We start from the raw sequence: 21,759 nt of genomic DNA, 5'->3' as shown, positions 1-21,759 counted from the left end.
GGCGCCCAGGGATTTGTTCCTGGCGCCCGCGCCCCCTCCCGCCCGGCAGGACTACGGCACGACCACGATCTTGCGGCCCACGCCCGCCGCGAACTGCTCCAGGGCCTGCGGGTACTGCTCCAGGGGAAGGCGGTCGCTGATGAAGACGTCCGGGTCGAGGACGCCGTTCGCGAACAGCTCCGCCGCGCGCTCGTAGCTGTGCAGGACGGCCATCGAGCCGGTGATGGTGATCTCCTGGTTGTAGATCCGGTACGGGTCGATCTCCACCCGGGTCGCGTAGTCGGCGACGCCGAACTGGAGGAACGTGCCCGCCTTGGCGACCCGGCCGAGGCCGTCCTGGATCGCCGCCGCGTTGCCGGTCGCGTCGACGACCAGGTCCCATCCCTGCGGGCGGTCCAGCTCGTCCGGGGTGGCCGCGGACGCGGAGACCCCCAGCTTGCGGGCCGTCTCCAGGCGCGCCGGGTTCAGGTCGACCATGTCGACGCTCGCCGCGCCGGTCCGCTTGGCCAACTCCAGCATCATCAGACCCATGGTCCCGGAGCCGTAGATCAGTACGTGCGCGCCGAGCCGGGACTGGAGCACGTCGTAGCCGCGCACCGCGCAGGACAGCGGCTCGACGAGGGCCGCGTCCTGGGTGCGGACGTGCTCGGGCAGCTTGACGCAGTTGGCCACCGGCGCGACCGCGTACTGCGCGGCGCCGCCCGCCGTGGTGACGCCGATCGCCGCCCACCGCTCGCAGAGGTTGTTGTGGCCGGTACGGCAGTAGCGGCACTCGTAGCAGTACAGGGAGGGGTCGACGGCCACCTGGTCGCCGAGCGCCACCTCGGTGACCTGGGAGCCGACGCCGACCACCTCGCCGGCGAACTCGTGCCCCGGCACGATCGGCAGCTTGGGCGCGAACTCTCCCTGGAGGATGTGCAGATCGGTCCCGCACAGCCCGCACGCGGCGACCTCGACGACGACGTCCCTCGGGCCCGGCGTCGGGTCCGGGACCTCGGTGACGACGGCCCGGCCCACGGACTCGATGACGGCGGCCTTCATTTCACGGCTCCCAACGACAGGCCCTGGACGAGTTTGTCCTGGGCGGCGAACCCCGCGGCGAGGACCGGCAGGGAGATGACGAGCGACGCGGCGCACACCTTCGCCAGGAACAGGCCCTGGCTGGTGATGAAGCCGGTCAGGAAGACGGGGGCGGTCTCGGCGACCACGCCCGTCAGGACCCGGGCGAACAGCAGCTCGTTCCAGCTGAAGATGAAGCAGATCAGCGCCGTCGCCGCGATGCCCGGCAGGGCGATCGGGGCGACCACCCGGGCCAGCACCGTCGGCAGCCGGGCGCCGTCGATCTGGGCGGCCTCGATGACCGCGACCGGGATCTCGGAGAGGAAGGACTGCATCATCCACGCCGCGATCGGCAGATTCATCGAGGTGTAGAGGATGACGAGCAGCCAGATGTTGTCGAGCATCCCGGCGTTCTTGGCGAACAGGTAGATCGGCAGCAGGCCGGCCACCACGGGCAGCATCTTGGTGGAGAGGAAGAAGAACAGGACGTCCGTCCACCTCTTCACCGGTCGGATGGACAGGGCGTACGCGGCGGGCAGGGCCAGCACGAGGACCAGCAGGGTCGAGGTCACGGACGCGACCGTCGAGTTGATCAGCGCGGGCCAGGGGCTGGCGCCGCCGTCCGCGCCGAAGAACTCGCGGTAGCCGTCCAGGGTGAGGGGGGCGCCCCACGAGGGCGGGTTGGTGGCCGCGTCCGTCTCGGAGTGGAAGGACGTCAGCGCCATCCAGGCGATGGGCAGGAAGAACACGATGCCGGCCAGCCAGGCGACCAGGCCGAGACCCGCTCCGCCGCGGAACCGGCCGCGGGTGCGTACGGCGGTGCTGCTCATGCGCGGGACACCTCCTCGCGGAACAGGGACGAGACCACGCGCAGGGCGAAGGTCGCGATGACGATGGAGCCGATGACGACCAGGACGCCGGCCGCCGAGGCGAGGCCGTTCTCGTGCGCCTGGTAGAAGGTCTGGTAGACGGTGTAGGGCAGGTTGGCGGTGCCGAGACCGCCGGACGTGAGGGTGAACACCGCGTCGAAGTTCTGCACGATGTAGATCGAGCCGAGCAGGGCGCCCAGTTCGAGGTAGCGGCGCAGGTGCGGCAGCGTGATGTGCACGAAGATCTGCCAGTCGCTCGCGCCGTCCACGCGGGCCGCCTCCAGCTGCTGCTGGTCCCGGCTCTGCAGCCCGGCCAGCAGGATGAGCATCATGAACGGCGTCCACTGCCACACCAGCGACGCCTGCACGGCGAGCAGCGGGGTGCCGGAGATCCAGTCGGGCTGAGGGCCGCCGACGTAGTGCAGCAGGCCGTTGAGCAGGCCGTACTCCGGGTTGTAGAGGACGTGCTTCCAGAGCAGGGCGGCGGCGACCGGCACCACCAGGAACGGCGCGATGAGCAGGGTGCGCACGACGGCCCGCCCCCGGAACCTGCGGTCCAGCAGCAGCGCGAGCAGCAGTCCGATCACCAGGCTGGCCAGGACCACGCCCACGGTGAGCAGGACGGTCGTCCAGACGGACTTGCGCAGCGCCGGGTCGGTCAGCACCTCCTGGTAGTTGGCGAACCCGGCGAAGTGGCGGGCGTCGGGGTAGAGGGAGTTCCAGTCGAAGAAGGAGATCACCAGAGTCGCCACGAACGGCAGCTGGGTGACCACGATCATGAAGATCAGGGCGGGCAGCAGCGGGGCGCGGGTGGCCCAGGCGCGCAGCCGGGCGGAGGGCCGGCCCGGTGCGGCGGACGTCTTCGGTGCGGCCGGAGGGGCCGTGGTCGTGGCGGTCATCGTCCCTCGTACTCCTCGGCGATCTCTTCTGCGAGCTGCTGGGACTTCCTCAGGGCCGTCTCGACGGACTGGCGTCCGGCGATGGCCGCGCTGATCTCCTGGGAGACCTTGGTGCCGAGATCGGTGAACTCCGGGATGCCGACGAACTGGATGCCGGGCGCCGGACGGGGCTGGACGCCGGGGTCGTCGGGGCGGGCCTGCTCGATGGCCCGCTTGGTCATCTCCTGGAAGGCGGAGGCCTCCGCCCGGTAGTCGGGGTTGGCGTAGGTGGAGGCGCGCTTGCCCGCGGGGATGTTGGACCAGCCGATCTGCTCGCCGGCCAGCTGCTCGTACTCCTTGCTGGACGCCCAGGAGACGAACTTCCAGGCGTTGTCCGGGTTGCGGGAGGCGTTCTGGATGCCCCACGCCCACGTGTAGAGCCATCCCGACGACTCCGTCTTCTCGACCGGCGCCGGCGCGTAGCCGATTTTCCCCGCGACGGGGGAGCCGTCGGCCTCCAGGGAGCCGGCCGCGGACGTGGCGTCGTACCACATGGCGACCTTGCCCTGGGTGAGGTTGTTCAGGCACTCGGCGAAGCCGGCCTGGGGCGCGCCGGACTCGCCGTGCTCCCGCACCAGGTCCACGTAGAAGTTGACGGCCTCCTTCCACTCGGGGGAGTCGAGCCGCGCCTTCCAGTCCTCGTCGAACCAGGTGCCGCCGAAGGTGTTGACCACCGTGGTGAGCGGCGCCATGACCTCGCCCCAGCCGGGCAGTCCGCGCAGGCAGATGCCCTTCATGCCGGGCCGGGCGCCGTCCGCCTTCGCCGCGAGGTCGGCCACCTGCTGCCAGGTGGGCCGCTCGGGCATCGTCAGGCCCTTCTCCGCGAAGACGTCCTTGCGGTACATCAGGAACGACGACTCGCCGTAGAACGGCTGGCCGTACAGCTTGCCGTCCTCGCCGGTGAGGGACTGCCGCATCGGCTCGAGGATGTCCTGCTGGTCGTACGCCCTGTCCTCGGCGACGTAGGAGTCCATCTCCTTCAGCCAGCCGTTCTTGGCGTAGATCGGTATCTCGTAGTTGGACAGGGTGGCCACGTCGTACTGGCCGGCCTGGTTGGCGAAGTCCTGGCTGATCTTGTCGCGGACGTCGTTCTCCGGCAGCACGGTGAAGTTCACCTTGATGCCGGTCTCCTGGGTGAAGTGGGCGGCGGTCAGCTTCTGCAACTCGACCATCTGCGAGTTGTTCACCATCAGGACGTTGATGGCGTCGCCGCCGGATCCGGCCCCGCCCGCTCCGACCCAGCAGCCGGAGAGCAGCGGGGCGATCAGCGTCCCTGCGGCGGCCGTGGCGAGTACGCCTCGTGGCCTCCGTCGGCTCTGGGTTCGCATGGATCGCTCCTGGACGTATAGGGAGACATCGGGCGTCACCTGGCATGGCTCGGCCCCGTGGGGACGTGGAAACGGTGTGCGGTTCTGTGCGTGGGGCCGCCCGTCAGACCCTGATGACCTGCGGTCCGAGCAGGGAGTAGCGGTGGGCCTCGGAGGCCGGCAGCAGGGTGCTCGTCACGATCGCCTCCAGTGCGCCGACCTCGGCGAACCGGCAGAAGCTGACCGCTCCGAACTTGGTGTGGACCCCCGCGAACACCACGCGGCGGGCGGCCCGCACCGCCTGCGCCTTGACCTCGCTGACCGCCGGGTCGGGCGTGGTCAGGCCGTGTTCGCGGGAGATCCCGTTGGCGCCGATGAACGCCAGGTCGATGACGAAGCCGGAGAGCATCTTCGTCGTCCAGTGGTCCACGGTGGCGAGCGTCCCGGAGCGGACGCGGCCGCCGAGCAGCAGGACGGACGCGTTGTCGCTCTGCGCGAGAGCGCCCGCGACCGGCAGGGAGGCGGTGACCACGGTGAGCGGCCGGTCGGGCAGGGCCTCGGCGATGAGCTGCGGGGTGAAGCCCTCGTCGACGAAGACCGTCTCGGCGTCCCCGAGCAGCTCCGCCGCGGCGGCCGCGACCCTGCGCTTCTCGGGGACGTGGCTGGTGGCGCGGAAGGCGAGCGTCGTCTCGAAGCCGGCGCTCTCGACGGGGTAGGCGCCACCGTGGGTACGGCGGACCAGGCCGTGGTCCTCCAGGGCGCGGAGGTCGCGGCGGACGGTCTCCTTGGCCACGCCCAGCTCGGCGGCGAGCGCGGTCACGTCGACCGAGCCGGTGGCTCGGGCCACCCGCACGATCTCGCGTTGACGCTCTTCGGCCGAACTGGTGGCCATGGCCGGACCTCTTCTCCGCTCGTTTGCCCGTTCGGGCCTCTGCAGGAAGTTGTACAGCCGGGGACGGGGTGCTGACCAGGTCTGTTGCGGGTTTGTTGGTGCCCGGTTGTGCCCGGATGGACGGGCGGGTGCCCGGCTCGGACCTGGGCGGGGGGTGGGAGCGGGCAGGGCGGGCGCCCGCTTCTGGTGTCGGTGGCGCCCGTTTCCCGCCCGTGGGCCGGGGTGGGGGTGCGTTTCAGGCCGCGGCGGGTGGGGGGCGACTTACGGCGAGGCGCCCTCGCGAAGGTGCCGCCTGTGCCCACCCTTCCCCATCACCCCACGGGGCACGACTGCCCGCAGGCGGCGGAGGCCGGGGTGTGCCCCTTCAGGGGCGCGGGGAACTGCGCGATGGGCCCGCGACGGGCCGCAGTCGGCGGGCGGCGGGTCTTGGCAGGCGGGGTGCCGTCAGGGGTGGAGTTGAAGCGGGGTGCGCAGCAAAGGTGCCGTCTGCGCCCCAAGCGGCAGGACTGCCCGCAGGCGGCGGAGGCCGGGGTGTGCCCCTTCAGGGGCGCGGGGAACTGCGCGATGGGCCCGCGACGGGCCGCAGTCGGCGGACGGCGGGTCTTGGCGGGTGGGGTGCCGTCAGGCTCAGGGGCGCGGGGAACTGCGCGATGGGCCCGCGACGGGCCGCAGTCGGCGGACGGCGGGTCCTGGCGGGTGGGGTGCCGTCAGGCTCAGGGGCGCGGGGAACTGCGCAAGTGGCGTACGGAGGCCCGTCAGTGGGGCCAGATCGGGGGGTTCGTCACGAAGTGACCTCCCAGGTGCGCGTGGGACGGGTCCGACGACGACAGCTCACCCTGTTCCGCGATCAGCCTCTCCGCGAACACCTCGGAGTCGTCCCGCGGCTCGTACCCCAGCGCCCGCGCGGACCGAAGGTCCCACCACAGCCGCGTGTTCGCGGAGGAGCCGTACACCACCGTGTGCCCCACCCCCTCCGCCGTCAGCGCCGCATGGAACAACCGCGCCCCGTCCGCCGGGCTCATCCACACCGACAGCATCCGCACACTCGTCGGCTCCGGGAAGCAGGACCCGATCCGCACGGACACCGTCTCCACCCCGTGCTTGTCCCAGTACAACTGCGCCAGGTCCTCGCCGAAGCACTTGGACAGCCCGTAGAACGTGTCCGGCCGGCGCGGGGTGTCCACGGGGATCAGCGGGTCGTCGCCCTGCGGCCGTGGGGTGTAGCCGACGGCGTGGTTGGAGGACGCGAACACCATCCGGCGTACGCCTTCCTCACGCGCGGCCTCGTAGAGGTTGTACGTCCCCTCGATGTTCGCCTTGAGGATCTTGTCGAAGGACGCCTCCAGCGAGATGCCCGCCAGGTGCACGACCGCGTCGACACCCCGCACCGCCTCCCGCACGGCGTCCCGGTCGGCCAGGTCGCCGATGACCGCGTCGGGCTCCCCGTCGACCGGCCGCATGTCGAACAGCCGCAGGGTGTACCCGTACTGCGGAAGCAGCTCCCGCATCAGCGTGCCGAGACCGCCGGCGGCGCCGGTGAGCAGGACGGTGCGGGGAGCGGGCATCTGCGGGTCTCCTTGCGGCGCCGGCCGGGAACAGACGGAACGAACGTGCAGGTGGACGCACGTCGTTCATGTGCGTGGACACGCTAAGGAGCCCGGACGCGGCACGTCAAGTGCCCCCGCCTCGCCCCTCCCGCGTCAGCCACGCGCAGCGATCCGCTTGACCCGCCTCCCCGCCCCGCCTTAGCGTGGCCTTGTTCAGAAATATGGACGACAATCAAGAATATGGACCACGACCAGGGAGAGCTTGTGACGTCAGCCCCTCTCGCCGCGCGACTCAGTATCCCCAGCGGGCCGCTGTTCTTCCCGGTCACCGCCTACGGACCCGACGGCGCCGTCGACCTCGACGCGTACCGGCTCCATGTGCGGCGCGGGGTCGAGGCCGGGGCCGCCGCCGTCTTCGCCTGCTGCGGCACGGGCGAGTTCCACGCGCTGACGCCCGAGGAGTTCGAGACCTGCGTGCGCGCGGCGGTGGAGGCCACCGGGGCGCGCGTCCCGGTCGTCGCCGGCGCCGGCTACGGCACCGCCCTCGCCGTCCGCTACGCCCGCCTCGCCGAGGACGCCGGCGCCGACGGCCTGCTCGCCATGCCGCCGTACCTGGTCAAGGCCGGGCAGGAGGGGCTGCTGCGCCACTACCGCGAGCTGGCCGCCGCGACCTTGCTGCCCGTGATCGTCTACCAGCGGGACAACGCCGTCCTCACCCCCGCCACCGTCGTCGAACTCGCCCGCACCGAAGGGATCGTGGGCCTCAAGGACGGCTACGGCGACCTCGACCTGATGCAGCGCACGGTCAGCGCCGTGCGCTCCGCCGGCGTCGAGGACTTCCTGTACTTCAACGGGCTGCCCACCGCCGAGCTGACCCAGCCCGCCTACCGCGGTCTCGGCGTCACCCTGTACTCGTCGGCGGTGTTCTGCTTCGTGCCGGAGATCGCCCTCGCCTGCCACACCGCCCTGCGCACCGGCGACGAGGCGACCGTGCGCCGCCTGGTCGACGGCTTCTACCGGCCGTTCGTCGACCTGCGCGACAAGGGCCAGGGGTACGCCGTCTCGCTGGTCAAGGCGGGCGTGCGGCTGCGCGGGCTGGACGTGGGGGAGGTCCGGCCCCCGCTGCACGAGCCGGCCGGGGATCATCTCAAGCAGCTCGCTCAGCTGATCGAGCGGGGACAGGCGCTGCTCGAGGAGGGCATGTGAAGGCATCGGCGTTCGTCTACCCCTGGGACGTCAACGGGGACCCGGGGGCCCCCGCGCGCCTCGCGGAGCTGGGCACGGCACAGGTGACCCTCGCCTCGGCCTACCACTCCACCCGCGCGCTGACCCCCCGCCATCCCCGGCACCGCGTGGTCACCGCCGAGTACGCGGCCGTGCTGTACCCGCCCGACGCCTCCCGCTGGTCCGGCCGCGCACCGCGCCCCCACCCGGCGGGCGACTGGGCGCCGGGGGACGCCTTCGGGGAGGCCGCGTCCGCGCTCACGGACGCGGGTCTCGAGGTGCACACCTGGGTGGTGCTCGCCCACAACTCCCGCCTGGGCGCGGAGCATCCGGACACCTCCGTGGTCAACGCCTACGGCGACCGCTATCCATGGGCGCCGTGCATCGCCCAGCCGGACACCCGTGCCTACCTGACGGACCTCGCCGCCGAGGCGGCCGTGCGCCCCGGCGCCCACGGCACCGAACTGGAGTCGCTCGGCTGGTACGGCCTGGCGCATCTGCACGCCCACGACAAGACCGCCGGGATCCCGCTCGGGGACGCCGGGCAGTACCTGATGTCCCTGTGCTTCTGCCCCGCGTGCCGGGAGGGCTACGGCGTGGCGGGGCTGGACGCGGACGCGCTCGCCGCGGCCGTACGGGACGCGCTGGACCCGGTGTGGCGCGGGGAGGCGGCGTCCGGGGGCGGCTGGGCGGGCGTCGAGAAGCTGCTCGGCGACACCCGGGCGGACGCCACGCGCGCGTGGCGCGACCGCACGGCCCGCACCCTCCAGGAACAGGCCGTCACCGCCGTGCGCCGGGCCGCTCCCGACGGGTTCCAGGTGCTGCTGCACGCCGACCCGGTGTCCTACCACTGCGGCGCCAACGCCGGCGTCGACCCCGCGCACATCCTCTCCGTCGCCGACGGCGTGGTCGTCCCCTGCACCGGCGACCCCGGCCCGGTCACCCCGTTCGCCCGCGAGGGCCGGGAAGGCGCCGTGCTCGCCGCCAACTTCACCGTCGTCTCCGGCATGGGCGGCAGCCCCGGCACCCTCGCGGCCGACGCGGACGGGGCGCGAAGCCTGGGCGCGACCGAACTGCGGCTCTATCACGCGGGACTGGCGTCGGACGCGGACCTCGCCGCCGTACGGTCGGCGCTGGCCGGCCTCTGAGCGAGAAGCACCGCCGCCGTCACCCCCAGCACCACCCCGAGCCCGGACAACTGCGCGCGAGGACCAAGGAGTTCGACCATCGCCGCGCCCACCGCGAGTCCGATCACGTTCGGGGTGTACACCACGGTGTTGGCGGTGGCGGTGACCCGGCCCAGCAGCGCTCCGGGCGTGCGACGCTGCACCTCCGTGAGCACGGCGATCAGCGCGGCGGGCAGCCCCACGCCGATCGCCGCGGCGCTCGCCCAGGCCACCGGGTCGTACGGCACCGCGCGCAGCGCCACCGCCACGGCCAGGAGACCGATGCCGTACGCGGCGAACCGCCGTGCGCCCAGCCGCCGCAGGCCCGGGCCCGAGAGCAGCCCCACCGTCACCGACCCCGCGCCCTGCACGGCGTACAGCACACCGGCGTACGCGGGGGAGTGGCCCAGGTCCTCGACCACCGCGTACGTCAGCGCCCCGCTCGCACCCGCGCACAGCATGGTGACCCCGCCCGCCAGGACCAGCGGGCGCAGCACGGTGTCCCCCCACAGGTGCCGGGCGCCCTCGGCGGTCGCGCCGCGGCCGCCCTCCCGCGCCCGGTCCGGCCGCTCCTCCCGTACCCGCAGCGACATGTACACCAGCGCCGCCGCCAGGAAGGTCGCCGCGTCCAGGAGGGCGACACCTGATCCGCCGTAGGCCGTGAAGAGCCCCGCGCCCGCCAGCGGGGCGAGCAGCTTCATGCCCTCGCCGGCCGTCATCCGCAGCCCGTTGAAGTCACCCAGCAGGGAGCCGTCCACGGCGCCCGCGACCAGTGCCGACTCCGCCGCGTCGTGCACCGTGCCGGCCGCGCCGTACACGAACAGCACCGCGTACAGCAGCCACAGGTCCTCCGGTCCGTCCACCGCGCACAGGGTGAGCAGCAGCGCCGCCATGGACAGGCTCAGCACGATCAGCAGCGGCCGGCGACGGCACCGGTCGGCGAGGGTGCCGAGCACCGGACCGGCCAGGGCGGGCGCCCACATCGCCAGCAGGCACAGCGCCGCCAGCCCGTCCGAGCCGGTGAGGTCCTTGACCCACACCCCCGACGCCAGCCACAGCGCGGAGGTGCCGAACCCGGACACCATCACGGCGGTGAGGCACCGGCCCGCCGTGCGGTCGCGCAGCACGCGGACCGCGGTCCATCTCGTCGTCATGCCTCGTCATCGTGGTTCTAAGGCGGCGGTGACGGCATCGGGCGAATGCCTTAGGCAGCGGACGGGGAGCGGGCGCCGAACCGCTCGCCGATGAGTTCCGCGGCCGCGGCCGGTCACTCCTTCGTACGCCACCGCCTCCCGGGAGCAGCCATGACCGACACACCGCTCGACCTCGGACCGCAGACCAGGATCGTCGCCCGCCTGGCCGAGGGGGTGAGCGACGCGCAGCTGGCGGACGGCACGCCGTGCCCGCGGTACGCCGTGCGCCATCTCCTGGGCCACCTCCTCGGACTGGCCGTCGCCTTCCGTGACGCGGGGCGCAAGAACCTGGGGGCCACCACGGACACCGATCCGCAAGGCGCCCTGCCGGACGTCGGCCCCGCCTGGCGAGCCGAACTGCCCAAGGCGCTCGACGAACTCGCCGACGCCTGGCGCGATCCGGCGGCCTGGACCGGCACGACGCGCGCCGGGGGTGTCGACATGCCCGGCGAGGTCACCGCCGCCGTCGCCCTCGACGAACTGGTGATCCACGGCTGGGACCTGGCCCGCGCGACCGGGCAGCCGTACACCCCCGACCCCGCCGCGCTCGAGAGCGCGCACGCCTTCCTGCTGGCCGCCGCCGAGGAGGGCGACCGGGGCGGGGGCATCTTCGGGCCCGTCGTCCCCGTCCCGGCCGGCGCCTCGCTGCTGGACCGGACGATCGGCCTCAGCGGCCGCGACCCGGGCTGGACCAGGCCCGCGTGAGCCGGGCCCGGGCCGCGCGGAGGGGGAGCGCGGCCCGGGCCCGTGAGAGCCCCGCGGCCCCGGTGACGGGCGGGACGCGGAGCGTCCCCGCGCACGCCGCGCCGCTGGGGCACGCGGTCCGGCACCGCCCGGACCCGCCGTCCTCCCGCACGACCGGTCGGGCCTCACCAGGCCGGACAGGGCTCCTCCGCCCCCGGTGGCGAGCCGCGCGGACCGCTTCCGCCCGCCCAGCCCGCTGTTCGTGCGGGTGGCCGACCACCGCCGCCGCGGTGCCTGCGGCGAACGGACCACCCCGCACGTGGGCCCCCTTCGCCCGCTTTCGGCGGCTCCGCGACCGCGCCGCGACCGCACCGGGTGAAGCGACATCACCTTCCTTTGTCAGAAGCATTGACGAAACACCGGGCCACTCCTACGGTCATCCGCGTCGTACTTCGTACGTCATATATGAGACGCGATACGCGAGATCCGATACGCGATCCGACGCGAGATCCGAGAGGCGCGCATGACCTCTGTGCCCACGCCGATCCCCTCCCGCACGCAGTACGTGCTGGAGGAGATCAAACGCCGCATCCTCACCGGCCGGCTCACCCCCGGCCAGGCCCTGGTCGAGACCGACCTCGCCGCGCAGTTCGGGGTGTCCAAGACCCCGGTGCGGGAGGCGCTCAAGACCCTGGCCGGCACCGGACTGGTGGTGATGAGCCAGTACAAGGGCGTCACGGTGCGCATGGTCGACGCGGACATGGCGCGCGAGGTCTACGACGTGCGGCTGCTGCTCGAACCGGAGGCGCTGAAGCGCGCCGTGCGCCGCGGCGCCTCCCTGGACGACGCCCGTGAGGCGCTCACCCGCGCCGACGGGGCCACCGACACCGCCGAACGCTCCCTCGCCAACCGCGAGTTCCACCGCGCCCTCTACCTGCCCTGCGGGAACCCGCTGCTCGGCCGGATGCTCGACGAGGTGCGCGACCAGGCCGCCCTGGTCTCCGCGGTCGCCTGGGCCGCCGACCCCTCGTGGGAACGCGAGGCCGACGAGCACCGTGTGATCCTCGACCTGGCGCTCGCCGGGGACGCGGACGGCGCTGCCCGCGCCCTGCACGCGCACATCGTGTCCTTCGTGCGACGCGCCTTCCCCGAGGCGGAGTTCGAGACCGAGTTCGCGGCGGCGGAGAAGTCCAGGAAGGACGGTCAGGCATGATCCCGACGTCTCCCACCCGGGCGCGCGCACCCCGGGCGGCAGGGTCCCCGTCGTTCGAGGCGCAGCGCGCGGCCCTGGCCGGCGTGGTGGCGATCCCCGTCACCCCGTTCGCCGAGGACGGCTCGGTCGACCCGGACACCTACCGGGCGCTGCTGCGCCGCCTCCTCGACGGAGGCATCACCACCCTCACCCCCAACGGCAACACCGGCGAGTTCTACGCCCTCACCCCCTCCGAGCGGCGCCTCGTCACCGAGCTGACCGTCGAGGAGACCGGCGACCGCGCCGCGATCCTCGTCGGCGTCGGACACGACGTACCCACCGCGGTCGCCTCCGCGCGGCACGCCCGTGACCACGGCGCGCAGATGGTGATGGTGCACCAGCCGGTCCACCCGTACGTCTCGCAGAGCGGCTGGGTCGACTACCACCGGGCCATCGCCGAGGCCGTCCCCGAGCTGGGCGTCGTCCCCTACCTCCGCAACGCGCAGCTCACCGGCGCCCGGCTCGCCGAACTCGCCGACGCCTGTCCCAACGTGATCGGAGTGAAGTACGCGGTGCCGGACGCCGCCCGGTTCGCCGCGTTCGCGCGGGACGCGGGACTGGAACGCTTCGTGTGGGTGGCGGGGCTAGCCGAGCCGTACGCCCCCTCCTACTTCTCCGCCGGGGCGACCGGCTTCACCTCGGGCCTGGTCAACGTCGCCCCGTCGGTGTCGCTGACCATGCTGGAGGCGCTGCGCTCCGGCGACTACCCGACCGCCATGAAGGTCTGGGAGCAGATCCGCCGCTTCGAGGAACTGCGCGCCGCCAACGGCTCCGCCAACAACGTCACCGTCGTCAAGGAGGCCCTCGCCTCCCTCGGGCTGTGCCGCCGCGAGGTCCGCCCGCCCAGCAGGCCGCTGCCCGAGAGCGAGCGTGCCGAGGTCGCCGCCATCGCCGCCGGATGGTCGATATGAAGTCACCCGAAGAGCTCCGCAGCCACCAGTGGTACGGCACGGACGGACTGCGCTCCTTCAGCCACCGCGCCCGCACCCGCCAGCTCGGCTACCTGCCCGAGGAGCACCTGGGCAAGCCGGTCGTGGCGATCCTCAACACCTGGTCCGACATCAACCCCTGCCACGTCCATCTGCGCGACCGCGCGCAGGCGGTGAAGCGGGGCGTGTGGCAGGCGGGCGGCTTCCCGCTGGAGTTCCCGGTCTCCACCCTCAGCGAGACGTTCCAGAAGCCGACCCCCATGCTCTACCGCAACCTCCTCGCCCTGGAGACCGAGGAGCTGCTGCGCTCCTACCCGGTCGACGGGGCCGTGCTGATGGGCGGCTGCGACAAGTCCACGCCCGCCCTGCTGATGGGCGCCGCGAGCGCGGGGCTGCCCGCCGTGTTCGTGCCCGCCGGGCCGATGCTGCCCGGACACTGGCGCGGCGAGACCCTCGGCTCCGGCACCGACATGTGGAAGTACTGGGACGACAAGCGGGCCGGCGTCATCGGCGACTGCGAGATGCAGGAGCTGGAGAGCGGTCTGGCCCGCTCGCCCGGCCACTGCATGACCATGGGCACCGCGTCCACGCTGACGGCCGCCGCCGAGGCGCTCGGCGTCACCGTGCCGGGCGCGTCCAGCATCCCGGCCGTCGACTCCGGACACGACCGGATGGCCGCGAAGGCCGGCATGACGATCGTCGACCTGATCCACAAGGACCGCCGGATCGGCGACATCCTCACCGCGGACGCCTTCGAGGACGCCGTGACGACCGTCCTCGGGCTCGGCGGCTCCACCAACGCCGTCATCCATCTGATCGCCATGGCCGGACGCGCGGGCGTGAAGCTCACGCTCGACGACTTCGACCGCATCGCCCGCACCGTCCCGGTGCTCGCCAACGTGCGGCCGGGCGGACAGACGTATCTGATGGAGGACTTCCACTTCGCGGGCGGGCTGCCCGGGTTCCTCTCCCGGATCCCGGACCTGCTGCACCTGGACCGTCCCACCGTCTGCCACGACACCCTGCGGGACCAGCTCGCCGGGGCGCGGGTGCACGACGACGACGTCATCCGCACCCGCGGCAACCCGGTCGCCGCCGAGGGCGGGGTGGCCGTGCTGCGCGGCAACCTCTGCCCCGACGGCGCCGTCATCAAGCACATCGCCGCCGAGCCGCACCTGCTGAAGCACACCGGTCCCGCCGTCGTCTTCGACGACTACAAGGAGATGCAGCGGACCATCAACGACCCGGCGCTGGGCATCACCGCGGACAGCGTGCTGGTGCTGCGCAACGCAGGGCCCAAGGGCGGCCCGGGCATGCCCGAGTACGGCATGCTCCCGCTGCCCGACCACCTGCTCAAGCAGGGCGTGCGGGACATGGTCCGGATCTCCGACGCCCGCATGAGCGGCACGAGTTACGGCGCCTGCGTGCTGCACGTCGCCCCCGAGTCGTACGTCGGCGGGCCGCTCGCGCTGGTGCGCACCGGCGACCCGATCACCCTCGACGTCGAGAACCGCACCCTCACCCTCGACGTGGACGACGAGGAGCTGAGCCGCCGCCGCGCGGAGTGGACGCCGCCGCCCGCGCGCTACGAGCGCGGCTACGGCGCGCTCTACAACGACCAGATCACCCAGGCCGACACCGGCTGCGACTTCGAGTTCCTCGCCCGGCCGGGCACCGTCCAGGACCCGTACGCGGGCTGACCCGCCCGCCCGGGCGGGCCCGGCCCCCGCACACCCGTGCAGAAAGCGCTTCCTGTCCGACCTGTCCCGCACCGCCGGCCCAGCGCAGGCACCCCCGCACAGCACGACGTACCGAGAAACGGAGAACAGTCATGGCCCAAGCCGCAGCCGTGGCGAAACCGCCCGCGCCACCGAGGCGGCGCCGTGCCTCCGCCACACCCCGCCGACTGCCCTACCTGCTGATCGCGCCGGCCGCCCTGCTCATGCTGGGGTTCATCGCGTACCCGGTCCTCAGCGTCTTCTACTACAGCCTCCGGGACTACAACCCCACCAAGCCCTGGCGGAACGGCTTCGCGGGACTCGACAACTTCACCCGCATCTTCACCGAGGACCCCCTGTTCCGGGACACCCTCGTCTTCAGCGCCAAGTGGGTGTTCGTCGAGGTCGGCCTGCAGTTGATGTTCGGCCTTGCCCTCGCCCTCATCGTCAACCAGACCTTCGCCGGCCGGGCGCTGGGCCGCGCGCTGGTCTTCTCGCCGTGGGCCGTCTCCGGCGTGCTCACCTCCGCGATCTGGGTGCTGCTCTACAACTCCCAGACGGGCATCACCCGTTACCTCGCGGACATGGGCATCGGCGAGTACGGCGTGAGCTGGCTGTCGGACACCTCCACGGTGTTCCCCGCCGCGATCGTCGCCGACCTGTGGCGCGGGGTGCCCTTCTTCGCGATCCTCATCCTCGCCGACCTCCAGTCCGTCTCCAAGGACCTGTACGAGGCCGCCGAGGTGGACGGCGCCAGCCGCTTCAAGCAGTTCTGGCACATCACGCTGCCGCACCTGAAGGACGCCATCATCCTCTCCACGCTGCTGCGCGCCGTGTGGGAGTTCAACAACGTCGACCTGCTCTACACGCTGACCGGCGGCGGACCCGCCGGTTCGACCACCACGCTGCCGCTGTACATCGCCAACACCTCCGTCGACGCGCACGACTTCGGCTACGCGTCGGCCCTGACCACCGTGGCGTTCGTGATCCTGCTCTTCTGCTCGATGGTCTACCTGCGGCTGAGCAAGTTCGGAGGCGAGAAGTGATCACCAAGGAGGCCACCGCGGCCGCCCCCGCCCCCGCGCCGGCCGTCCCCGAGCCGCCCCGGCCCACGACGCGGCGCCGGGCCTGGGACGAGGCGCCCCGCTGGCAGATCTACCTGCCGCTCGGCATCTACCTCGTCTTCACCCTCATCCCCTTCTACTGGATCCTGCTGTTCGCGCTGCGTCCGGCCGGCTCCACCTCGCTCGTGCCCTGGCCGATGACCACCGCCCACTTCGAGAAGGTGTGGACGGACCGCGGCTTCGGCACCTTCTTCCAGAACAGCGTCCTCGTCGGCGTCGCCACCCTGTTCATGACCACCCTGGTGGCCCTGGCCGGCGGCTACGCGCTCGCCCGGTTCGACTTCCGGATCAAGCGCGGCTTCATGCTGGCGCTGCTCTGCTCGCAGTTCGTGCCCGGCGCGCTGCTGCTGGTCCCGCTGTTCGAGATCTTCGCCGAGCTTCGGATGATCAACTCGCTGGGCAGCGTCATCATCGCCGAGACGGTGTTCCAGCTGCCGCTGTCGATGATCCTGCTCAGCAACTTCATCAAGAACGTGCCCTACTCGCTGGAGGAGGCCGCCTGGGTCGACGGCTGCGACCGGTTCCGGGCGTTCCGGGTGGTCGTCCTGCCGCTGCTGCGGCCCGGCCTGATCGCCGTCGGCTCCTTCGCCTTCGTGCACTCCTGGAACCACTTCCTGTTCGCCCTGATGTTCCTCAACAACCAGGAGAAGCAGACCGTCCCGGTCGGTCTCAACACGCTGATGAGCGCGGACAGCGTCGACCTCGGGGCGCTCGCCGCGGGCGGCATCATCGCGGCCGTCCCCGTCGTGATCGTGTTCGCCTTCATCCAGAAGTGGCTGATCACCGGCTTCAGCGCGGGGGCGGTGAAGGGATGAGCGCCCCCCGGACGATGACCGGCACCCCGCTGCCCGTTGTCCTCGCCGGCGCCCGCGGTCACGGCCGCCGGCACGTGGACAACATCCGCCGCCTCGCAGCGAAGGGCCTGGTACGGCTCGCCGGCATCTGCGAGCTCACCCCGCTCACCGAGGACGAGTTCGGCGGCGAACTCCCCGAGCAGTCCGCCGACCTCGGCGCGCTCCTCGACTCCACCGGCGCCCGTGCCGCGGTGATCTCCACCCCCATCCCCACCCACACCGCCCTCGCGCTCACCGCCGCCGAACGGGGCGTGCACCTGCTCCTCGAGAAGCCCCCGGCGCCCTCGTACGCCGCGTTCCGGCGGATGGCGGACGGGGTCGCCGCGGCCGGGGTGGCCTGCCAGATCGGCTTCCAGTCGCTCGGCTCGCACGCCGTGCCCGCGATCCGCGACCTGATCGCCGAGGGCGCCGTCGGCCGGGTCACGGGCATCGGCGGGGCCGGCGCCTGGGTGCGCCCCGAGGCGTACTTCCGCCGCGCGCCCTGGGCGGGCCGCCGGCGCCTCGACGGCGTCGACGTGGTCGACGGGGCGCTCACCAACCCCCTCGCGCACGCCGTCGCCACCGCCCTCGCGCTCGCCGGGAGCATCCGCGCCGAGGACGTCGCCGGCATCGAGACCGAGCTGCTGCGCGCCAACGACATCGAGTCCGACGACACCTCCTGCGTCCGCGTCACCACCGCCCAGGGCGGCTCGGTCACCGTCGCCGCCACCCTGTGCGCGGAGCGGGCCGACGAGCCGTACGTGGTGGTGCACGGCACCAGCGGCCGCATCACCTTCTGGTACAAGCAGGACCGCGTCCTGCTCCAGCGCGCGGACCACGGCCCCGAGGAACTGCGCTTCGACCGCACCGACCTGCTGGAGAACCTCGTCGCCCACCTCCGTGACGGCACCGAGCTGCTGGTCACCCCCGACGACACCGGCGCCTTCATGCAGGTCGTCGAGGCGATCCGCACCGCCCCCGACCCGGAGCCGCTGCCCGACGACGCCTGGCGCCGCGTCCCCGGCGAGGACCGCCGGGTGGTGCCCGGCATCGACGCCCTGGTCGCGGCAGCGGCGGACCGCCTGTGCCTCTACTCCGAGCTGGGCGCCCCCTGGGCCCGGTCCGCCCACCACCATCTGCCGGAAGAGGTGAGCACCCGATGACCGGCAACGACTCCGTGGTGCTGCGCGTCGCCGGCCGGCCCGTCGGCCGGTACGTCACCCGGCCGGAACTGCCGGCCCGGCTCTCCCCGCGGCCCTACCTGCACCCCGTCACCACCCTGGCCGGCACGGCGGTCACCGAGCTGAGCCCCGCCGACCACGCACACCACCTCGGCGTCGGTGTCGCCGTTCCCGACGTCGAGGGGTTCAACTTCTGGGGCGGACGCACCTACGTCCGCGACCGCGGTCCCACCGAGCTGGACAACCACGGCGCCCAGCGGCACACCGTCTACCACCGGCGCGAGACCGACGGCTTCACCGAGGAACTGCGCTGGACGGCCGCGCCCGGCGAACTGCTGCGCGAGCGGCGCACGGTGATCGCGACCGCCCTCACCGACGGCGCCTGGGCCCTGGACCTGACCTTCGCCCTCACCAACGTCAGCGGTCGCCCGCTGTCCGTCGGCAGCCCCGCCACCAACGGCCGCCCCGGCGCCGCCTACGGGGGCTTCTTCTGGCGGGCCCGCAAGGAGGACACGGAGCCCGAGGTGTTCACCGCGGCGGCCGACGGCACCGACGCCGTGCACGGACGGACCGCCGACTGGGTCGCCCTGGCCGGCTCCATGTGGACCCTCGTCTTCGCCGCGGCCACGGAGGCGACCCGCCGAGACCCCTGGTTCGTGCGCACCGAGGAGTACCCGGGCGTCGGCTCCTCCCTCGCGCACGACGCGCGGCTGCCCGTCCCGCCCGGGGAGACGGTGGAGCGCCGGATCGTCACCGTCGTCGCCGACGGCCGGCTCGGCCGTGAGGATGCCGGCGCCCTGGTCACGAAGGCGGTGACCGCATGAGCGCAGCCCCCGACGACTCCGTCTACCGCAACCCCGTCCTCGACGCCGACTGGTCCGACCCCGACGTGACCCGCGTCGGCGACGACTTCTACCTCACCGCGTCCAGCTTCGGCCGCGTCCCCGGACTGCCCCTGCTGCACTCCCGCGACCTGGTCAACTGGACCCTGGTCGGCCACGCCCTGCACCGCCTCGAACCCGAGGGCGAGTTCGCGGTGCCCCGGCACGACTGCGGGGTGTGGGCGCCGTCCCTGCGCCACCACGACGGCCGCTTCTGGATCTTCTGGGGCGACCCCGACCAGGGGATCTTCCAGGTCAACGCCCCCGAGATCCGAGGCCCCTGGACCCGCCCGCACCTGGTCAAGGCAGGCAAAGGGCTGATCGACCCCTGCCCGCTGTGGGACGACGAGACCGGCGAGGCGTACCTCGTGCACGCCTGGGCCAGGTCCCGCTCCGGCGTCAAGAACCGCCTCACCGGCCACCGGATGCGCCCGCACGGCACCGAACTCCTCGACGAGGGCAAGGTGATCGTCGACGGCGACCGCATCCCCGGCTGGTTCACCCTCGAAGGGCCCAAGCTCTACCGGCACGACGGCTGGTTCTGGATCCTCGCCCCCGCCGGGGGAGTGGAGACCGGCTGGCAGGGCGCCTTCCGCTCCCGCTCCTTCTTCGGCCCGTACGAGGAGAAGGTGGTCCTGGAGCAGAAGGACACCGACGTCAACGGCCCGCACCAGGGCGGCTGGGTACGCACCCCGTCCGGCGAGGACTGGTTCCTGCACTTCCAGCAGCGCGGCGCCTACGGCCGGATCGTCCACCTCCAGCCGATGCGGTGGGACGGTGGGGGAGGCTGGCCGGTGATCGGGGACCACGGCGCGCCCGTCGCCGAGCACCGCCGTCCGGACCTGCCGGCGCAGCCGTCCGCCGCACCCGCCACCGACGACGACTTCCCCGGCGGACGCCCCGGCCGCCAGTGGCAGTGGACCGCCAACCCCCGGGACGGCTGGGCCACCCACCACTCCGCCGACGGGCTGCGCCTCACCTGCGTCCGCACCCCCGACGCGCACGACCTGCGCGCCCTGCCCAACGTCCTCACCCAGCGGCTGCCCGCCACCCCGTGCACCGTCGAGGTGGACCTGCGGCTCGACGACGGCGAACCCGGGGCGCGCGCCGGACTCGCGGTCCTCGGTGACGCCTACAGCTGGATCGGACTCGAGCGCGGCCAGGACGGCGCCGTGCGGCTCGTGCACCGGTTCGCCGAGACGGCCGCCATGGGGGCGCCTCCCACGCCTTCGGGGCAGTGGGGGAGGGAACGGGACGCCGCACCCCCGCGCCCCGCCCCGGGCGGCCGGGCCCGGCTGCGCGTCGACATCGGCGCCGGCGCGCGCTGCCGCTTCTCGTACGACACGGGGGACGACGCCGGAGACGGCGCCGGGGAGGGCCTCCGCCCCTCCGGCCAGGTCTTCGCCGCGACTCCCTGGCGCTGGGTCGGTGCTCTGCTCGGCCTGGTCGCCCTGGCGCCCACCGGTCAGGGACACGCCGGTACCGCCACGTTCACGCAGTTCAGGATCCGTATCCAGGAGAAGAGAGCCGACCGATGAAGATCAGCATTCTCGGAAGAAGCACGGGCAGAGGGCGTCGCGGCAGGTCGTCGGCGGCCGTCGCGCTGGGAGCGGTCCTCGCGCTGACCGCCACCGCCTGCGGGGACGACGGCAGCGGCGGCGCGGGCGCCGAGGGCGACGGCAAGGGGAAGATCGTCTTCTGGGACAACAACGGCGGTGTCCGCACCGACATCTGGAAGGAGATCATCGCCGACTTCGAGAAGGCCAACCCGGACATCGAGGTCCAGTACGTCGGCATCGCCTCCACCGAGTACCAGTCCAAGGTGGACACCGCCATCCAGGGCGGCGGCATGCCGGACGTGGGCGGCATCAGCGCCTCGATGCTCGCGGGCTTCGCCGCCCAGGGCGCGCTCGAGCCGCTGGACGAGCGGCTGGAGGGCTCGTCGCTCAATGGCAAGCTCAACAAGGACATGATCGAGTCGCTGCGCGCGGCCGGCGGCGGGGACGACCAGCTGTACTCCGTGCCGACCTCCGCCAACAACGGCGTCCTCTACTACCGCACCGACATGTTCGAGAAGGCGGGACTGGAGGAGCCGGCCACCTGGGACCGCTTCTTCGAGGCCGCGGAGAAGCTCACCGACAAGGGCAGCAACCGCTTCGGTTACACCATCCGCGGCGGCGCCGGCTCCATAGCCCAGGCCCTCGACGCGATGTACGGGCAGTCCGGCATCACCTCGTTCTGGGACTCCACCGGCAAGAAGACCACGGTCAACGACCCGAAGAACGTGCAGGCCCTGGAGAAGTACGCGGCCCTGTTCAAGACGGTGACGCCCGCCGCCGACCTCAACAACGACTTCACCAAGATGGTCGCGCAGTGGGACTCGGGCGAGATCGGGATGCTCAACCACAACCTGGGTTCCTACCAGGACCACGTGAAGGCGCTGGGCGTGGAGAAGTTCCGGGGCATCCCGCAGCCGGTCGGCCCCGGCGGCAAGCGGGTGCAGGTCTCCAACCCGGTCGACGGCATCGGCCTGTTCAAGAGCTCCAAGAACAAGGACGCCGCCTGGAAGTTCATCGAGTTCGCCGCGTCGGCGGAGTCCAACTCGAAGTTCAACGAGTCGGCGGGACAGGTGCCGGCGCACGCGGACGCGGCGAAGGACGCGTGGATCGCGAAGGCGGAGCCCACGAAGCTGGCGGCCGACGCGCTGAGCGACGGGTCCACGACCATCGTGCAGCTGCCGTACTACCTGCCGGACTGGAACACCGTCTCGAAGGCGGACAACGAACCGAACTTCCAGAAGGTGCTGCTGGGGGACATGAGCGCGAAGGCCTTCCTGGACGGGCTCGCCGAGCAGCTGAACGAGGCGCAGGCCGAGTGGGACGAGCAGATGGGGTGATTCCGGCGTCGGGGGCGGTCAGCTGTTCTTCCGCTGCGGACCGTCCCCGGCCGGGCGCGCAGTTCC

19 protein-coding genes are annotated in these 21,759 nt (G+C 72.5%); 12 read left to right on the top strand and 7 right to left on the bottom strand.

The annotated features are described in order from the left end of the window. Positions 1-51 precede the first annotated feature (51 nt). The 6 genes from MTR79_RS24480 to MTR79_RS24455 form a co-directional block, all read right to left on the bottom strand. Entirely contained in the window at positions 52-1,041 is a 990-nt protein-coding gene (locus tag MTR79_RS24480) for a zinc-dependent alcohol dehydrogenase family protein (RefSeq protein WP_086704746.1), read from the bottom strand. Beyond that, entirely contained in the window at positions 1,038-1,889 is an 852-nt protein-coding gene (locus MTR79_RS24475; protein WP_244791974.1) for a carbohydrate ABC transporter permease, read from the bottom strand. The genes MTR79_RS24480 and MTR79_RS24475 overlap by 4 nt, the downstream gene beginning before the upstream one ends. Next, entirely contained in the window at positions 1,886-2,827 is a 942-nt protein-coding gene (locus MTR79_RS24470; RefSeq protein WP_086704744.1) for a sugar ABC transporter permease, read from the bottom strand. The genes MTR79_RS24475 and MTR79_RS24470 overlap by 4 nt, the downstream gene beginning before the upstream one ends. Next, positions 2,824-4,194: a sugar ABC transporter substrate-binding protein gene (locus tag MTR79_RS24465; protein WP_048458445.1), complete on the bottom strand. Its 1,371-nt coding sequence runs from the start codon at positions 4,192-4,194 to the stop codon at positions 2,824-2,826. Before MTR79_RS24465 ends, MTR79_RS24470 begins: the two co-directional genes overlap by 4 nt. A gap of 103 nt (positions 4,195-4,297) precedes the next feature. Next, positions 4,298-5,065, bottom strand: coding sequence for a DeoR/GlpR family DNA-binding transcription regulator (locus tag MTR79_RS24460; protein WP_189366348.1), 768 nt, complete (start codon positions 5,063-5,065; stop codon positions 4,298-4,300). A gap of 755 nt (positions 5,066-5,820) precedes the next feature. Beyond that, complete coding sequence (locus MTR79_RS24455) at positions 5,821-6,630, bottom strand: NAD(P)-dependent oxidoreductase (protein ID WP_244791973.1); 810 nt, start codon at positions 6,628-6,630, stop codon at positions 5,821-5,823. 246 nt (positions 6,631-6,876) lie between these two features. On the opposite strand from MTR79_RS24455, the gene MTR79_RS24450 reads away from it, so the two are divergent. Continuing rightward, entirely contained in the window at positions 6,877-7,818 is a 942-nt protein-coding gene (locus MTR79_RS24450; RefSeq protein WP_244791972.1) for a 5-dehydro-4-deoxyglucarate dehydratase, read from the top strand. After that, positions 7,815-8,984 carry a hypothetical protein gene (locus tag MTR79_RS24445; RefSeq protein WP_244791971.1) on the top strand — a complete coding sequence of 390 codons (1,170 nt, stop codon included), beginning with the start codon at positions 7,815-7,817 and terminating at the stop codon, positions 8,982-8,984. The genes MTR79_RS24450 and MTR79_RS24445 overlap by 4 nt, the downstream gene beginning before the upstream one ends. On the opposite strand, the gene MTR79_RS24440 is transcribed toward MTR79_RS24445, so the two are convergent. Further along, entirely contained in the window at positions 8,921-10,156 is a 1,236-nt protein-coding gene (locus MTR79_RS24440) for an MFS transporter (protein ID WP_244791970.1), read from the bottom strand. The genes MTR79_RS24445 and MTR79_RS24440 overlap by 64 nt on opposite strands. 150 nt (positions 10,157-10,306) lie before the next feature. On the opposite strand from MTR79_RS24440, the gene MTR79_RS24435 reads away from it, so the two are divergent. The 10 genes from MTR79_RS24435 (at position 10,307) to MTR79_RS24390 (ending at position 21,693) form a co-directional block, all read left to right on the top strand. Further along, the gene (locus MTR79_RS24435) at positions 10,307-10,900 is read left to right on the top strand and encodes a TIGR03086 family metal-binding protein (RefSeq protein ID WP_048458451.1); all 594 of its coding nucleotides are present in this window, start codon (positions 10,307-10,309) and stop codon (positions 10,898-10,900) included. 502 nt (positions 10,901-11,402) lie between these two features. Further along, positions 11,403-12,092 carry a GntR family transcriptional regulator gene (locus MTR79_RS24430; protein ID WP_086700872.1) on the top strand — a complete coding sequence of 230 codons (690 nt, stop codon included), beginning with the start codon at positions 11,403-11,405 and terminating at the stop codon, positions 12,090-12,092. Beyond that, positions 12,089-13,042: a dihydrodipicolinate synthase family protein gene (locus MTR79_RS24425; protein ID WP_189366353.1), complete on the top strand. Its 954-nt coding sequence runs from the start codon at positions 12,089-12,091 to the stop codon at positions 13,040-13,042. Before MTR79_RS24430 ends, MTR79_RS24425 begins: the two co-directional genes overlap by 4 nt. Then, a complete protein-coding gene (araD, locus tag MTR79_RS24420; RefSeq protein ID WP_086700869.1) occupies positions 13,030-14,760 on the top strand; it encodes an L-arabinonate dehydratase in 1,731 nt (576 codons plus the stop codon). Before MTR79_RS24425 ends, araD begins: the two co-directional genes overlap by 13 nt. Before the next feature lie 131 nt (positions 14,761-14,891). Continuing rightward, positions 14,892-15,824, top strand: a complete 933-nt coding sequence (locus tag MTR79_RS24415) for a sugar ABC transporter permease (protein WP_048458455.1) — start codon at positions 14,892-14,894, stop codon at positions 15,822-15,824. Beyond that, positions 15,821-16,717, top strand: coding sequence for a carbohydrate ABC transporter permease (locus tag MTR79_RS24410; RefSeq protein WP_037638944.1), 897 nt, complete (start codon positions 15,821-15,823; stop codon positions 16,715-16,717). The genes MTR79_RS24415 and MTR79_RS24410 overlap by 4 nt, the downstream gene beginning before the upstream one ends. Then, on the top strand, positions 16,714-17,898 hold the full coding sequence (locus MTR79_RS24405; protein WP_244791969.1) for a Gfo/Idh/MocA family oxidoreductase: 1,185 nt from the start codon (positions 16,714-16,716) through the stop codon (positions 17,896-17,898). Before MTR79_RS24410 ends, MTR79_RS24405 begins: the two co-directional genes overlap by 4 nt. Next, positions 17,895-18,740: a PmoA family protein gene (locus MTR79_RS24400; protein ID WP_189366356.1), complete on the top strand. Its 846-nt coding sequence runs from the start codon at positions 17,895-17,897 to the stop codon at positions 18,738-18,740. The genes MTR79_RS24405 and MTR79_RS24400 overlap by 4 nt, the downstream gene beginning before the upstream one ends. Continuing rightward, on the top strand, positions 18,737-20,335 hold the full coding sequence (locus tag MTR79_RS24395) for a glycoside hydrolase 43 family protein (RefSeq protein WP_244791968.1): 1,599 nt from the start codon (positions 18,737-18,739) through the stop codon (positions 20,333-20,335). Before MTR79_RS24400 ends, MTR79_RS24395 begins: the two co-directional genes overlap by 4 nt. After that, positions 20,332-21,693, top strand: a complete 1,362-nt coding sequence (locus tag MTR79_RS24390; RefSeq protein ID WP_244791967.1) for a sugar ABC transporter substrate-binding protein — start codon at positions 20,332-20,334, stop codon at positions 21,691-21,693. The genes MTR79_RS24395 and MTR79_RS24390 overlap by 4 nt, the downstream gene beginning before the upstream one ends. Positions 21,694-21,759: the final 66 nt, after the last annotated feature.

The sequence above is a fragment of the Streptomyces sp. BJ20 genome, from assembly GCF_022869105.1.
Classification (GTDB): Bacteria; Actinomycetota; Actinomycetes; order Streptomycetales; family Streptomycetaceae; genus Streptomyces; species Streptomyces griseoincarnatus.
Note: the sequence above shows the minus strand (reverse complement) of the source record. Positions and strands in the feature narration are given on the sequence as shown.

Excerpts from the sequence above, each read along its gene's own strand:
- araD (WP_086700869.1), top strand. The coding sequence starts at position 13,030 with ATGGTCGATATGAAGTCACCCGAAGAGCTCCGCAGCCACCAGTGGTAC.
- MTR79_RS24390 (WP_244791967.1), top strand. The coding sequence starts at position 20,332 with ATGAAGATCAGCATTCTCGGAAGAAGCACGGGCAGAGGGCGTCGCGGC.
- MTR79_RS24455 (WP_244791973.1), bottom strand. The coding sequence starts at position 6,630 with ATGCCCGCTCCCCGCACCGTCCTGCTCACCGGCGCCGCCGGCGGTCTC.
- MTR79_RS24470 (WP_086704744.1), bottom strand. The coding sequence starts at position 2,827 with ATGACCGCCACGACCACGGCCCCTCCGGCCGCACCGAAGACGTCCGCC.
- MTR79_RS24415 (WP_048458455.1), top strand. The coding sequence starts at position 14,892 with ATGGCCCAAGCCGCAGCCGTGGCGAAACCGCCCGCGCCACCGAGGCGG.
- MTR79_RS24430 (WP_086700872.1), top strand. The coding sequence starts at position 11,403 with ATGACCTCTGTGCCCACGCCGATCCCCTCCCGCACGCAGTACGTGCTG.
- MTR79_RS24475 (WP_244791974.1), bottom strand. The coding sequence starts at position 1,889 with ATGAGCAGCACCGCCGTACGCACCCGCGGCCGGTTCCGCGGCGGAGCG.
- MTR79_RS24405 (WP_244791969.1), top strand. The coding sequence starts at position 16,714 with ATGAGCGCCCCCCGGACGATGACCGGCACCCCGCTGCCCGTTGTCCTC.
- MTR79_RS24400 (WP_189366356.1), top strand. The coding sequence starts at position 17,895 with ATGACCGGCAACGACTCCGTGGTGCTGCGCGTCGCCGGCCGGCCCGTC.
- MTR79_RS24465 (WP_048458445.1), bottom strand. The coding sequence starts at position 4,194 with ATGCGAACCCAGAGCCGACGGAGGCCACGAGGCGTACTCGCCACGGCC.
- MTR79_RS24395 (WP_244791968.1), top strand. The coding sequence starts at position 18,737 with ATGAGCGCAGCCCCCGACGACTCCGTCTACCGCAACCCCGTCCTCGAC.
- MTR79_RS24460 (WP_189366348.1), bottom strand. The coding sequence starts at position 5,065 with ATGGCCACCAGTTCGGCCGAAGAGCGTCAACGCGAGATCGTGCGGGTG.
- MTR79_RS24480 (WP_086704746.1), bottom strand. The coding sequence starts at position 1,041 with ATGAAGGCCGCCGTCATCGAGTCCGTGGGCCGGGCCGTCGTCACCGAG.
- MTR79_RS24425 (WP_189366353.1), top strand. The coding sequence starts at position 12,089 with ATGATCCCGACGTCTCCCACCCGGGCGCGCGCACCCCGGGCGGCAGGG.
- MTR79_RS24440 (WP_244791970.1), bottom strand. The coding sequence starts at position 10,156 with ATGACGACGAGATGGACCGCGGTCCGCGTGCTGCGCGACCGCACGGCG.
- MTR79_RS24435 (WP_048458451.1), top strand. The coding sequence starts at position 10,307 with ATGACCGACACACCGCTCGACCTCGGACCGCAGACCAGGATCGTCGCC.